The sequence below is a fragment of the Mesorhizobium sp. M1329 genome (genome assembly GCF_040318035.1).
Classification (GTDB): Bacteria; Pseudomonadota; Alphaproteobacteria; order Rhizobiales; family Rhizobiaceae; genus Mesorhizobium.
The window spans coordinates 156,111-169,646 of record NZ_JAMYLN010000011.1 but is presented as its reverse complement, the minus strand read 5'-3'; the positions used below and the strand labels follow the sequence as shown (position 1 = coordinate 169,646).

General features: G+C 63.6%; 13 protein-coding genes. 8 read left to right on the top strand and 5 right to left on the bottom strand.

Annotation, left to right across the window (positions count from 1 at the left end):
* Positions 1–41: 41 nt before the first annotated feature.
* Entirely contained in the window at positions 42–695 is a 654-nt protein-coding gene (gene fsa, locus NKH21_RS14095) for a fructose-6-phosphate aldolase (protein WP_023678103.1), read from the bottom strand.
* Positions 696–785: 90 nt separating this feature from the next.
* Between fsa and NKH21_RS14090 the strand changes: the two genes are divergently transcribed.
* On the top strand, positions 786–2,969 hold the full coding sequence (locus NKH21_RS14090) for a primosomal protein N' (RefSeq protein WP_352865598.1): 2,184 nt from the start codon (positions 786–788) through the stop codon (positions 2,967–2,969).
* Positions 2,970–2,978: 9 nt separating this feature from the next.
* On the opposite strand, the gene NKH21_RS14085 is transcribed toward NKH21_RS14090, so the two are convergent.
* Positions 2,979–3,434 carry a type II toxin-antitoxin system VapC family toxin gene (locus NKH21_RS14085; protein WP_352669468.1) on the bottom strand — a complete coding sequence of 152 codons (456 nt, stop codon included), beginning with the start codon at positions 3,432–3,434 and terminating at the stop codon, positions 2,979–2,981.
* Positions 3,431–3,676, bottom strand: a complete 246-nt coding sequence (locus NKH21_RS14080) for a type II toxin-antitoxin system Phd/YefM family antitoxin (RefSeq protein ID WP_254018681.1) — start codon at positions 3,674–3,676, stop codon at positions 3,431–3,433. The genes NKH21_RS14085 and NKH21_RS14080 overlap by 4 nt, the downstream gene beginning before the upstream one ends.
* A gap of 214 nt (positions 3,677–3,890) precedes the next feature.
* On the opposite strand from NKH21_RS14080, the gene NKH21_RS14075 reads away from it, so the two are divergent.
* The 7 genes from NKH21_RS14075 to lepB all read left to right on the top strand — a co-directional run bounded on the left by NKH21_RS14075 (position 3,891) and on the right by lepB (position 10,761).
* On the top strand, positions 3,891–4,286 hold the full coding sequence (locus tag NKH21_RS14075) for an AGROH133_08824 family phage infection protein (RefSeq protein WP_352500793.1): 396 nt from the start codon (positions 3,891–3,893) through the stop codon (positions 4,284–4,286).
* A gap of 246 nt (positions 4,287–4,532) precedes the next feature.
* Positions 4,533–5,093 (top strand): F0F1 ATP synthase subunit delta, encoded by a 561-nt coding sequence (locus NKH21_RS14070; RefSeq protein ID WP_352669465.1) that lies wholly within the window; start codon positions 4,533–4,535, stop codon positions 5,091–5,093.
* The gene (gene atpA / locus NKH21_RS14065) at positions 5,093–6,622 is read left to right on the top strand and encodes a F0F1 ATP synthase subunit alpha (RefSeq protein WP_352489181.1); all 1,530 of its coding nucleotides are present in this window, start codon (positions 5,093–5,095) and stop codon (positions 6,620–6,622) included. Before NKH21_RS14070 ends, atpA begins: the two co-directional genes overlap by 1 nt.
* A gap of 28 nt (positions 6,623–6,650) precedes the next feature.
* Positions 6,651–7,535, top strand: coding sequence for a F0F1 ATP synthase subunit gamma (locus tag NKH21_RS14060; RefSeq protein WP_352669462.1), 885 nt, complete (start codon positions 6,651–6,653; stop codon positions 7,533–7,535).
* A 67-nt stretch (positions 7,536–7,602) separates the two neighbouring features.
* Positions 7,603–9,168 (top strand): F0F1 ATP synthase subunit beta, encoded by a 1,566-nt coding sequence (gene atpD / locus NKH21_RS14055; RefSeq protein WP_352669459.1) that lies wholly within the window; start codon positions 7,603–7,605, stop codon positions 9,166–9,168.
* Between the two features lie 118 nt (positions 9,169–9,286).
* The gene (locus NKH21_RS14050) at positions 9,287–9,694 is read left to right on the top strand and encodes a F0F1 ATP synthase subunit epsilon (RefSeq protein WP_352865592.1); all 408 of its coding nucleotides are present in this window, start codon (positions 9,287–9,289) and stop codon (positions 9,692–9,694) included.
* A gap of 323 nt (positions 9,695–10,017) precedes the next feature.
* On the top strand, positions 10,018–10,761 hold the full coding sequence (gene lepB, locus NKH21_RS14045) for a signal peptidase I (RefSeq protein ID WP_352669523.1): 744 nt from the start codon (positions 10,018–10,020) through the stop codon (positions 10,759–10,761).
* Positions 10,762–10,763: 2 nt separating this feature from the next.
* Here the strand turns inward: lepB and uxuA are convergent, their stop codons facing one another.
* Together uxuA and NKH21_RS14035 are read right to left on the bottom strand one after the other, a co-directional pair.
* The gene (uxuA, locus tag NKH21_RS14040) at positions 10,764–11,942 is read right to left on the bottom strand and encodes a mannonate dehydratase (protein ID WP_352669454.1); all 1,179 of its coding nucleotides are present in this window, start codon (positions 11,940–11,942) and stop codon (positions 10,764–10,766) included.
* Positions 11,939–13,438, bottom strand: coding sequence for a mannitol dehydrogenase family protein (locus NKH21_RS14035; RefSeq protein ID WP_352669451.1), 1,500 nt, complete (start codon positions 13,436–13,438; stop codon positions 11,939–11,941). The genes uxuA and NKH21_RS14035 overlap by 4 nt, the downstream gene beginning before the upstream one ends.
* Between the last annotated feature and the right edge of the window lie 98 nt (positions 13,439–13,536).

Genomic DNA, 13,536 nt, shown 5'->3' with positions numbered 1-13,536 from the left:
AGGCCGATTGCTCGGCCTTTTTTGTTCGCAGGATAGTCGCTTCAGCCGATCTTCTGCCCGGTCTTTGCCCAGTCGGCGAGGAACAGCTCCAGGCCCTTGTCGGTCAGCGGGTGCTTGACCAGTGCCTTGAGTGTCGCCGGCGGCGCGGTGATGACGTCGGCGCCGATCAGTGCCGCCTGCTTGACATGGTTCACGGTGCGCACAGAAGCGGTCAGGATTTCGGTCTGGAAGTCATAATTGTCGTAGATGGTGCGGATATCGGCAATCAGCTCCATGCCGTCCCAGCCGCTGTCGTCGATGCGGCCGACGAAGGGCGAGATGAACGAGGCGCCGGCCTTGGCGGCAAGCAGCGCCTGGGTGGCCGAGAAGCAAAGCGTGACGTTGACCATGCGGCCGTCCGACCGGATGTCCTTGCAGGCTCTCAGGCCGTCGAGCGTCAGCGGCACCTTGATGCAGACATTGTCGGCGATCCTGGCCAGGATCTTGGCCTCCGCCATCATGTCCTTGTATTCGGTGGCGACGACTTCGGCCGAGACTGGGCCCTTGACGATCTCGCAGATCTCTCTTGTGACGTCGGCGATCTTGCCGCCGGATTTCAGGATCAGCGACGGATTGGTGGTTACGCCGTCGAGCAGCCCCAAATCGTTCAGCTCGCGGATTTCCTTGACATCGGCGGTGTCGACAAAAAATTTCATGGCGGTCTCCTGAAGATTTTTCATGTGCACGTCATGCACATTCGGGGTCGGACTTTGATCTAGACCAAAGTCGGGGCAAGGTCACGCCTCATGATCGAAGATTCGCCCTTTGTCGCGGCCGCACCGGTGCTGGTGCCGATGCCCGCCGAGCGCCCCTACACCTATGCCGTGCCGGCTGGCATGCACGTGGTGCCGGGCTCGATCGTGCGCGTTCCGCTTGGGCCCCGCCAGGTCGCCGGCATCGTCTGGGACGGCGCCGTCGAAAAGGTCGACGCGAAGAAATTGCGGCCGATCGAGCAGGTTTTCGACTGCCCGCCGATCGACCGCGCGATGCGGCGTTTTGTCGATTGGGTAGCGCAGTACACGCTGTCGCCGCCCGGCATGGTGGCGCGCATGCTGCTCAGGGCGCCGGAGGCGTTCGATCCGGAGCCGTGGATCGAAGGACTACAGCGCACCTTCGCCAAGCCCGACCGGATGACGGAGGCGAGGACGCGCGTGCTGGAGACGGCCGAAGGCGGACTGGCCTGGACGCGATCGGGCCTGGCGCATGCGGCAGGCGTGTCGTCGACGGTGGTGGACGGACTCCGGGCGCAGGGCGTATTCGAGACGGTGATGATCCCGCCGCGGCCGGTGGTCGCAGCACCCGATCCCGGCTACGCCGTGCCGACACTGATGCCCGACCAGAGCGATGCCGCCGAGACGCTGCGCGCCAATGTCACGACCGGTACATTCGGCGTCACCCTGCTCGACGGTGTAACCGGATCCGGCAAGACGGAGGTCTATTTCGAGGCGGTCGCGGCCGCGCTCGATCGTGGCAAGCAGGTGCTGATCCTGCTGCCGGAAATTGCGCTGACCCACGCCTTCCTCGAACGCTTCCAGGAGCGGTTCGGCGCCAAGCCGGCGGAGTGGCACTCGGACCTGCCGCCAAGGATGCGCGAAAAGGTCTGGCGGCAAGTAGCGGAAGGCGGCGTGCGGGTCGTCGCAGGCGCACGCTCGGCGCTGTTCCTGCCGTTCAGGGAGCTTGGATTGATCGTCGTCGACGAAGAGCACGATCCCGCCTACAAGCAGGAGGATCGCGTCTTTTACAATGCCCGCGACATGGCCGTGGTGCGCGGCCATATCGGCGGTTTTCCGGTCGTGCTCGCTTCGGCCACACCGTCGGTCGAAAGCCGGGTCAATGCCAGCCAGGGCCGCTACAGCAGGGCGGTGCTTTCGGCGCGCTTTGCCGAGGCGGCACTTCCCGATCTCAAGACGGTCGACATGCGCCGCGCGCCGCCGGCACGCGGCGGCTTCCTGTCGCCGGTGCTGCTCGGCCATATGGGGCAGACGCTGGAAAGAAAGGAACAGTCGCTGCTGTTCCTCAACAGGCGCGGCTATGCGCCGCTGACGCTCTGCCGGGTCTGCGGCCACCGCTTTGGCTGTCCGGTCTGCTCGGCCTGGCTGGTCGAGCATCGCTTTCGCGGCCAACTCGTCTGCCATCATTGCGGGCACAATGAACGCCGGCCAGAGGCCTGTCCGGAATGCGGCACGCTCGATCATCTCGTCGCCTGCGGGCCGGGTGTCGAGCGCATCGCCGAGGAGGTCGTCGCGCATTTCCCCGATGCCCGCACCATCGTGCTGTCGTCGGACCTGATGGGCGGCGTGCGGCGGCTGCGGCTCGAGCTTGAAGCCATCGCCAATGGCGAGGCCGACATCGTCATCGGCACGCAACTCGTCGCCAAGGGCCATAATTTCCCTAACATGACGCTGGTCGGTGTGGTCGATGCCGATCTCGGCCTTGCCAATGGCGACCCGCGGGCCGCCGAGCGCACCTTCCAACTGCTCAGCCAGGTGACCGGCCGCGCCGGCCGCACCGGCAAGAAGAGCCTCGGCCTGCTGCAGACCTTCCAGCCAGACCACCCGGTGATGCGCGCGATCGTCTCCGGCGATGCCGAGGCCTTCTACGAGCGCGAGATCGCCGAGCGTGAGCGGGCGGGGCTGCCGCCCTTCGGCAGGCTCGCCGGCGTCATCGTCAGCGCGGCGACACGGGCCGAAGCCGAAGGGCACGCCCGTGGCCTGCGTCGCGCCGCGCCGCAAGCCACCGATCTGTTCGTGCTCGGCCCGGCCGAGGCGCCGCTGTCATTGATCGGCGGCCGCCATCGCTTTCGCCTGCTGATCCAGGGCGAACGGCGCGCCGACATGCAAGGGTTCATTCGCACCATGCTGGCCGAGGGGCCGAAGATAAGGGGCTCGGTGCGAGTCCAGGTCGACATCGACCCGCAGAGCTTTTTGTAAGGTGTCGAATTACCCTTTCGTGACGCGTTCGGCGAATGGGTTCAGGTAAGGCACGTCGAGAATCGCAAAATGCCGGGTGTTGGCCGTCAAAACTGACAGGCCGTGTAAACGGGCAGTAGCTGCGATCAGGACGTCCGCCAGACCCGGATTGGCGCCTCTGGCGATAGTGGCGTCTTCCAGTTTTCCGGCTTCTCGTGCGATTGCTAAATCGATGGGAAGGATGCGCTGGTTGAACTCTAGAAGCAACCTTTCGAACCACTCATTGATGCGCTCTGCCTTCATATGCCCGCCCGCCCGCTTCAGTTTCGCGATTCCTCGTTCCATCTCCAAGATGACGATCGACGAGAGCTGCCAAGAGCCGCGTTCTCCTTGTTCGGCAACCCAGGTCTGCACGTGTGACGGAAGCAGAGGCCGACCAGGTGCAAATGCCGAGAGAAAAGACGTATCAAGCAGATAACCGGTCAAAACTCCACTTCCCGCGACGGCGATTCGTTTCGCTCAAGCTCGATGCCGCCTGGATACTGAAGCAGGAAATCCACGAAGTCTTTTTGGCTGTTCTGCGGATAAAGTTTCCGTCCCTCACCGATCGGCACCACCATGACTGCGGGCTTGCCGTGCTTGGTGATAACCGTGGGCTCACCGTTCTCAGCAGCCTCCACGAGCGCGGAAAGGCTGGCCTTTGCCTCTCGTAGTTGCATCGTCTTCATGCGCGGAACCCCTTGTGGTCTCATGTAGTCACAATATAGGAATTGTGCAGAAAAAAACAGCCCGTTGTGTAACGTCCTGTTAGCCCGGTCGAGAAAACGGTCGCGCCCGCGTTGGGCTGACGCGCCCTGCAAATTGCCGACGGCCCATCTGGCGTATGTCTCTTGCTTCGCTAGAATGCCCGAAATTTTGAATATCCATTTACGAGGGGACAAGATGGAATTTGCGTTTCCGTGGCCGATGAGCCAGGGCGAGTGGCTGGCATGGTCGAGCGCCGTGGTGACCCTGCTGTTCGGCCTGCTGCTGTTCCTCGCGCCAGGGCTGGCCTTCCGGATTCTCAGGCTGCAGGTCAAGCCCGAGAAGGCGGCGGCGATCGCCGAGGGGCGCGGCCGGATGTCGGGGTTCTATCTCGGCGTCAGCCTGTGCTGCATCCTCCTGGCGCAGCCGCTGCTCTACATGGCGCTCGGCTTCTCCTGGCTGTTCACCGCCTTCGGCCGGCTGCTCTCGATGATGTCGGACGGCGCCAACACGCCGTTCAACTGGGCATCGATCGTCGTCGAGCTGGTGCTGGCGGCGCTGCCGCTTGCCTTCGCCTTTGGCTTTTTGCCCTGAATCAGGGATCAATCCGGGGTTGGTTGCTGAACTCGGCCAGCGGATGCGACAATAGTGCCTGAAAACCATGCCGGACGACGCATTGCGGTCTGAAAATGCCTGTGCTAGACGGCAATCGACTTTCGACCGGGGATAGCGGAAGCCGCGCCTCCGTGCTTGGAAAAATGCAGTAAGGTCAAAGATTTAGCCAGAGTTTTTGCTCGCGCCAACAATCTGCGGCCTGTCAGACAAGAGAAAAGACGGTCCGTGGCCCAATCGTCATCGCCAATCTCAGGTGTCGCAGAACGCTATGCGGGTTCGCTGTTCGAGCTCGCGCTGCAGGCCAATTCGGTCGCCAGCGTCGAGGCCGACCTCAATAGTTTCGACGCCATGCTCGAAGGTAGCGCTGACCTTTCGCGGCTGATCAGGAGCCCTGTCTTCTCCAGCGAGGACCAGGCCAAGGCGATCGCCGCGATCGCCGACAAAGCAGGGATTACCGGCCTCACCGGCAATTTCCTGCGCGTCGTTGCCCAGAATCGCCGGCTGTTCGCCGTGCCCGGCATGATCAAGGCCTTCCGCCAGATCGCAGCCGAACACCGCGGCGAGACCGCTGCCGAGGTCACCTCGGCGCATGCGCTGACGCCTGCCCAGGAAACCGAGCTGAAAGCAGCGCTGAAAAGCGTCGCCGGCAAGGATGTGGCGATCACGGTCACCGTCGATCCGTCGCTGCTCGGCGGACTGGTGGTCAAGATCGGCTCGCGCCAGATCGATACGTCGCTCAAAACCAAACTCAATTCGCTCAAGCTTGCACTGAAAGAGGTCGGCTGATGGACATCCGCGCCGCGGAAATTTCCGCAATTCTGAAAGACCAGATCAAGAATTTCGGCAAGGAGGCCGAGGTCTCCGAAGTCGGCCAGGTGCTGTCCGTCGGTGACGGTATCGCCCGCGTCTACGGCCTCGACAATGTCCAGGCCGGCGAGATGGTCGAGTTCCCCGGCGGCATCCGCGGCATGGCGCTCAACCTGGAAGCCGACAATGTCGGCGTCGTCATCTTCGGCGCCGACCGCGACATCAAGGAAGGCGACACCGTCAAGCGCACCGGCGCCATCGTCGACGCGCCCGTCGGCATGGGCTTGCTCGGCCGCGTCGTCGACGCGCTCGGCAACCCGATCGACGGCAAAGGCCCGATCCAGGCCACCGAACGCAAGCGCGTCGACGTCAAGGCGCCTGGTATCATTCCGCGCAAATCGGTGAACGAGCCGATGTCGACCGGCCTCAAGGCCATCGACGCGCTGATCCCGGTCGGCCGCGGCCAGCGCGAGCTGGTCATCGGCGACCGCCAGACCGGCAAGACCGCGATCATCCTCGACACCATGCTCAACCAGAAATCGGTGCACGACAACGGCCCTGAGAAGGAAAAGCTGTACTGCGTCTATGTCGCCGTCGGCCAGAAGCGCTCGACCGTGGCGCAGTTCGTCAAGGTCCTGGAAGAGCGCGGCGCGCTCGACTATTCGATCATCATCGCCGCGACCGCCTCCGATCCGGCGCCAATGCAGTTCCTGGCGCCGTTCACCGCCTGCACCATGGGCGAATATTTCCGCGACAACGGCATGCACGCGCTGATCAGCTACGACGATCTATCGAAGCAGGCCGTCGCTTACCGCCAGATGTCGCTGCTGCTGCGCCGCCCGCCGGGCCGCGAAGCCTATCCCGGCGACGTTTTCTACCTCCACTCGCGCCTGCTCGAGCGCGCCGCCAAGCTCAATGACGAAAACGGCGGCGGGTCTCTGACGGCGCTGCCGATCATCGAGACGCAGGCCAACGACGTTTCGGCCTACATCCCGACCAACGTCATCTCGATCACCGACGGCCAGATCTTCCTTGAGACCAATCTGTTCTTCCAGGGCGTCCGTCCGGCGGTCAATGTCGGCCTGTCGGTGTCGCGCGTCGGCTCCTCGGCGCAGATCAAGGCGATGAAGCAGGTTGCCGGGTCGATCAAGGGCGAGCTCGCGCAGTACCGCGAAATGGCTGCTTTCGCGCAGTTCGGCTCCGATCTCGACGCCGCCACGCAACGCCTGCTCAACCGCGGCTCGCGCCTGACCGAGCTTTTGAAGCAGCCGCAATTCTCGCCGCTTAAGGTCGAGGAGCAGGTCGCGGTGATCTTCGCCGGCGTCAACGGCTATCTCGACAAGCTGGCGATCAACCAGGTCGGCAAGTTCGAGCATGGTCTGTTGTCGCATATGCGCTCGGCCGGCAAGGACGTGCTCGACGGCATCCGCAAGGAGAAGGCGCTGTCCGACGATCTGCGCGCCAGGCTGAAGGCAGAAATCGACGCCTTCGCCAAGACCTTTGCTTGAGCAGGACGGACGGGATCAGGTTTGAAGCATGCCTTCGTTAAAAGACCTTCGTAACCGTATCGCCTCGGTCAAGGCGACGCAGAAGATCACCAAGGCGATGCAGATGGTCGCCGCGGCGAAGCTGCGTCGTGCGCAGGAAGCGGCGGAAGCGGCACGTCCCTATTCGGAGCGCATGGGCGCGGTGCTGGCCAACATCACCCAGGCGATCGGTGGCGGCGGGGATGCCCCGGCGCTGATGACCGGCACCGGCAAGGACGACGTACATCTGCTTGTCGTCTGCACGGCCGAACGCGGTCTGTGCGGCGGTTTCAATTCGCAGATCGCCCGCTTTGCCCGCGACCACATCCGCAAGCTTCTGGCCGACGGCAAGCAGGTCAAGATCATCTGCGTCGGCAAGAAGGGATTCGACATATTGCGCCGCGACTACGGGGCGCTGATCATCGAGCGTGTCGACCTGCGCGAGGTCAAGACGCTGGGCTTCGTCAATGCCGATGCCATCGCCAAGAAGGTGATCCACCTGTTCAACGAAGGCGGCTTCGACATCTGCACGCTGTTCTATTCGCAGTTCAAGTCGGTGATCAGCCAGATCCCGACAGCGCAGCAAATTATCCCGGCGGGCGTCGCTTCGGCTGCCGCGGAAGTGAAGGATGGCGGCAGCGCCGTCTACGAATACGAGCCGGAGCCGGGCGAAATCCTCTCCGATCTCATCCCGCGCAACATTTCCGTGCAGGTTTTTCGCGCGCTGCTCGAGAATGCTGCCGGCGAGATGGGCGCCAAGATGAGCGCCATGGACAATGCGACGCGCAACGCCGGCGACATGATCAACAAATTGTCGATCACCTACAACCGCCAGCGGCAGGCGCAGATCACCAAGGAATTGATCGAAATCATTTCGGGCGCCGAGGCGCTCTAGGCACGCTCACAAGGAGGTCATCGACCTCAGGCGTGTGAGAAACAAAGAGACGAAAAGGGTAAAGACGATGGCGAAAGCAGCGACCCCGAAGACGGCAGCCCCTAAGGCCGCGGCACCAGCAAAGGCTCCGGCAGCTGCAAAGGCCGCTCCGGCCAAGAAGGCGGCACCAACCAGGGCCGCCGCTGTGAATACGCCGGCCGCCACCATCAAGAAAACCGGCCTGGCAGGCAAGGTTCGCCAGGTCATCGGCGCCGTTGTCGACGTCCAGTTCGGCGAACATCTGCCGGCGATCCTGAACGCGCTCGAGACGATCAACGTCGGCAATCGCCTGGTGCTAGAGGTGGCCCAGCATCTGGGCGAAAACACCGTGCGCTGCATCGCTATGGACTCGACCGAAGGTCTGGTCCGCGGCCAGGACGTCTATGACACCGGTGCACCGATTACCGTGCCGGTCGGCCCGGGCATGCTCGGCCGCATCATCAACGTCATCGGTGAGCCGGTCGACGAGGCAGGCCCGGTCGACGGCATCGAGATGCGCTCGATCCATCAACCGGCACCGACCTATGTCGAGCAGTCGACGGAAGCGCAGATCCTGGTCACCGGCATCAAGGTGCTCGACCTGCTGGCACCCTATGCCCGCGGCGGCAAGATCGGCCTGTTCGGCGGCGCCGGCGTCGGCAAGACGGTGCTGATCCAGGAACTGATCAACAACGTCGCCAAGGCGCATGGCGGCTTCTCGGTGTTCGCCGGCGTCGGCGAGCGCACCCGCGAAGGCAACGACCTCTATCACGAGTTCATCGAGTCCGGCGTCAACAAGAAGGGCGGCGGCGAAGGCTCCAAGGCCGCGCTCGTCTATGGCCAGATGAACGAACCGCCGGGCGCGCGCGCCCGCGTCGGCCTGACCGGCTTGACGGTTGCCGAATATTTCCGCGACCAGGGCCAGGACGTGTTGTTCTTCGTCGACAACATCTTCCGCTTCACGCAGGCGGGTTCGGAAGTGTCGGCGCTGCTCGGCCGCATTCCTTCGGCCGTCGGCTACCAGCCGACGCTGGCCACCGACATGGGCGCGCTGCAGGAGCGTATCACCACGACGACCAAGGGCTCGATCACCTCGGTGCAGGCGATCTACGTGCCGGCCGACGATCTGACCGACCCGGCACCGGCGACCTCGTTCGCCCACCTCGACGCGACGACCGTGCTCAACCGCGCGATTTCGGAGAAGGGCATCTATCCGGCCGTCGATCCGCTCGATTCGACTTCGCGCATGCTCGACCCGATGGTCGTCGGCGAAGAGCACTACCAGGTCGCCCGCCAGGTGCAGTCGATCCTTCAGCGCTACAAGTCGCTGCAGGATATCATCGCCATCCTGGGCATGGACGAGCTGTCGGAAGAGGATAAGCAGACGGTTGCCCGCGCCCGCAAGATCGAGCGCTTCCTGTCGCAGCCCTTCTTCGTCGCCGAAGTGTTCACCGGCGCGCCGGGCAAGCTGGTCGACCTCGCCGATACCATCAAGGGCTTCAAGGGCCTTTGCAACGGCGACTACGACCATCTGCCGGAGGCCGCCTTCTACATGGTCGGCGGCATCGAGGAAGCGGTCGAGAAGGCGCAGCGCCTGGCCGCTGAAGCGGCCTGATGGTGAATGGTCAATAGCGAATTGTGAATGGGGAGTAGCGGATAGGAAATCGGGGCTGAGTGAAGGTCATTCTTTTTGACCATTCACCATTCACCATTCACCAGTCGCTAAACTGATCATGCCTGAAGCTTTCAAATTCGAACTGGTCTCGCCGGAGCGCCTCTTGGTTTCCGAGCAGGTCGAATCCGTCGTCATCCCGGGCGCCGAAGGCGAGATGACCGTCATGGCGCATCACGCGCCGGTCATGACCACAATCAAGCCGGGCGTCGTCACACTGAGGACCGCGCAAGGCAAGGAAGAGCGCTATGTGGTGTTGGGCGGCTTTGCCGACATCGTTCCGGCCGGCTGCACGCTGCTGGCGGAATCGGCTGTGGCCGTCGGCGACATCGACCGCGCCGACCTTGCCCGCCGCATCCAGGAAGCGAGGGAAGACGCCGCCGACGCCAAGGACGACCAGACCCGCAGCAAGGCCGAGCAGTTCCTTAGCCAACTCACCACGCTAGAAGGTGCCATCCTGCCGGCTTGAGGTTCGCTCAAATGATCGACTGAAAAAGCGGGTTGCCCCGCTTTTTTGTTTGGTGGACAGTCTGGCTGCCTGGGCATTGAGGGGTGGCCGTGACGGAAGAAACAGCGCAACGAGAAACTGCCTCGCGATCCCTGTGGTCGACGGCCCTGGTGTCAGCCTTTGGCGGACCGTTCGGCGGGTTCCTCTGGATCGGCAGCGGCAGACTGGCGGTTGCCAGCATGCTAGTGATCGGCGCCCTCGTTTTCGCGCTTGTCTATATCGGATTTCCGGTATTGCCTGGCGTCGATCTTGCCTGGCCGGCCGATCTTTCAAGTATCGGCTTGATGATCCTGTGGGCAGCGCTTGTCGTGCCGTTCGCGCGCCGATTCAAGCCGGACAGATGGTATGCGCACGGGCTCTGGGTGCTGGTGCTCGTCTTTCTGACCACGTATCCGGCCGCATTTGCAATACGCGCGTTCCTATTCCAGCCGTTTTCGATTCCCTCCGGCAGCATGGTGCCGACGTTGCAGGAGGGCGACTATCTCTTCGTTTCCAAATCCGCGTACGGTTACAGTCGCTACAGCGTGCCCTTCAACGTTCTTTCATTTGACGGGCGGCTGTTCGGCGCGGAGCCCAAACGGGGAGATGTGGTTGTCTTCAAGTTCCCGCCCGATCCGAGCGTGGACTACATCCAGCGGATCGTCGGCTTTCCGGGCGAAAGGATCCAGATCATCGATGGGGTGCTTCACATCAACGATGTCGCGGTGGGACTCGACGATATCGGCACTTTTTCGTCTGAAGAGTTCTCGAAAGCCAAACTTCAACGCGAAACTCTGCCGGGGGGCGTCACCCATTCCGTCCTCGACCTCACCGACAACTCGATTGGTGACAATACGCGCGTGTTTGAGGTGCCCGAAGGCCATTATTTCGTCCTTGGCGACAACCGCGACAATGCCTCCGACAGCCGATTCACTGTCGGCTTTGTTCCCTACGAAAATCTGGTCGGCAAGGCTGTGCGGTTGTTCTGGAATTCCAAGGGCACCGATTATTCATCGCGACAGACGCTGAACGGCCAGGCCAGCAAGTAGCCTCAGGTCGTCAGTGCCTCCACTGCGCGCATGACGCCGCGCAGTTCGGCGAGGCCCTTCAGCCGGCCGATGCAGGAATAGCCGGGGTTCACCTTCTTGCCGATGTCGTCGACGATGGCATGGCCATGATCGGGGCGCATCGGGATCTGCCAGTCCGCGCGGCCTGCCGCCTTGCGCCGCCGCTCTTCGCCAATCAGCGCCGACACGACCGCCACCATGTCGGTGTCGCCGTCGAGGTGCTCGGCTTCGTGGAAGGAGCCGTCGGACTCCTTGGTGACATTGCGCAGATGGGCGAAATGGATGTTTTCGGCGAAGGCCCTGGCCATTGCCGGCAGGTCGTTCTGCGCGCCCGCGCCGTAGGAGCCGGTGCACAGTGTCAGCCCGTTAGCCGGCGAAGCGACGGCGTCGAGCAGCGCGCGGGCATCATTGGCGTTGGAAACGATGCGCGGCAGGCCGAACAGCGAAAAAGGTGGATCGTCGGGGTGGATCGCCATCCTGACGCCGGCCTCTTCGGCCACCGGCACGATCTCGCGCAGGAAGGCAAACAGGTTTTCGCGCAGGCCTTCGGTGGAGACGTCCTTGTAGAGGTCGAGGGCGCGGCGGAAGCTTGCCCGATCGAAGATGAATTCGCGCGCCGGCACCCAGCCGATCAGGTTGCGCTCCAGCCTTGCCTTGTCGCTGTCGCTCATCCCTTGCAGCCGCGCACGCGCGGCCTCGATACGGGCCGGTGGGTGATCGGCCTCCGCCCCTTCTCGCTCGAGGATGAAGACGTCATAGGCGCAGAGCTCAACGACATCGAAGCGCAGCGCCGTGCCGCCATGCGGCATGGGATAATCGAGGTCGGTGCGCGTCCAGTCGGTGATCGCCATGAAATTATAGCAGACGGTATTGATCCCGGCGGCGGCGACGGCGCGGATCGAGGCCTTGTAATTGTCGATCAGGCTGCGCCAGTTGCCGTTGCGGGTCTTGATGTCCTCGTGGACGACGATGCTCTCGACCACATCCCAGGTCAGGCCTGCTGCCTCGATCTCGGCCTTGCGCCTGGCGATCTCGTCCGCCGGCCAGGCGCGGCCGTCATTGAGATGGTGCAGCGCGCTGACGATGCCGACGGCGCCGGCTTGACGGACATGGGCAAGCGTCACCGGATCGTCTGGCCCGAACCAGCGCCAGGTTTGTCTCATGGCTTCTCACTCCCTATGCCAAGCGCCGCGAAGGCAGCGGCAGGTCCGCCCCGCCGCAGGCGCTCAAGATGGGCTGCCGTCAGATCGATCAGTGTCATGCGGTGGGAATGGTCCTTGGCGAAGCCGGCGAGATCGAACATTGCTGTCACCGTTTCGACAGCCGGCCGGCTGCCGAGCGTAAGCCGAGTGTCGATCGGGTCGGTAAAATGGGCTTCCGGCAAGGTTTTGCCGCGCGCCTCGCAAGCGGCGATCCAGGCGGCCACCACCAGCATGAGATGCGCGGGCGGGTCACCGGCACCCAGCCGATCGAGGGCAGAGGCGACGATGCGCTGCGGCAGCTTCTGGCTGCCGTCATTGGCGATCTGCGCCGTGCGATGGGCGAGCGCGGTGTTCGAATAGCGTTCGGCGAGCTGGGCCGTGTAGCCGGCCGTATCGAGTCCGGCGTCCTGCGGCAGCGTCGGGATGGCCTCGGCCCATAGTCCGTCGACGAATTGCCGGATCGCCGGATCGGCAAAGGCGCGGTCGACCGTGTCGTAGCCGCTGAGCAGGCCGAGATAGGCAATTGCCGAATGCGAGCCGTTGAGCAACCGCAGCTTCATGTCCTCGAACGGCCCGACGTCGCCGACCATGGTGACGCCGAACTTTTCCCAGGCCGGCCTGCCCGCCGGGAAATCGTCCTCGACCACCCATTGGCAGAACGGCTCGGTCATCACCGGCCAGGCATCCTCGACGCCGAGCTCGACGGCGATACGCGCCCGGTCGGCGTCGGTGGTCGCCGGCACGATACGGTCGACCATGCTCGACGGAAACGCGACGCCGTCAGCGATGTGTGCGGCGAGCCTGGCATCGCCTGAAGTGGCGAGCCTGGAATCGCGCAGTGCGGCGAATTCGACGAGCAGGCGGTGCAGCGTGGCGCCATTCGCCGGAAGGTTGTCGCAGCAGAGCACGGTGAAAGGCTGGATGCCGGCGGCACGGCGGCGCGACAGCGCTTCGGTGAGGAAACCATGCGCCGTCCGTGGCATTTGCGGGTTAGCCAGATCATGGACGATGTCGGGGTGGGTATTGTCCAGTCCGCCGCCGGCTGCTCTCAGATAGGCCTTTTCGGTGATCGTCAGCGTGACGATGCGGGTGCGCTGATCGGTCAGAGCGGCGAGCACCGCAACCGGATCTTCCGGCGCGACCAGCAGCGACAGGATCGAACCGATGACGCGCAGCTCTTCGCCGATGCTGCTTCTGATCGCCAGCGTGTAGAGGCCATCCTGCGGCGCCAGTGCGTCGCGCGTGTCTGGACTGCGCAAGGACACGCCGACAATGCCCCAGTCCGTCTCTCCCGACGCCATGCAGTCGTCGACAGAGGCCGCCTGGTGGGCGCGGTGGAACGCGCCGACGCCGAGATGGACGATGCCCGGTGCGATGCCGCCGCGGTCGTAGCGCGGAACCGCGACCGAAGCCGGCAGTGCCTTCAGGGTGCTGTTGGAAAGGCGTCTATTGGTCATTGCGCCACGTGTCTGATCGAGATTGTTGGGACACTGGTGGCAGGCGGCGTAACACCCGATGCCGTCACGCACAATGGGCGATGACCGACGAAAAGTCA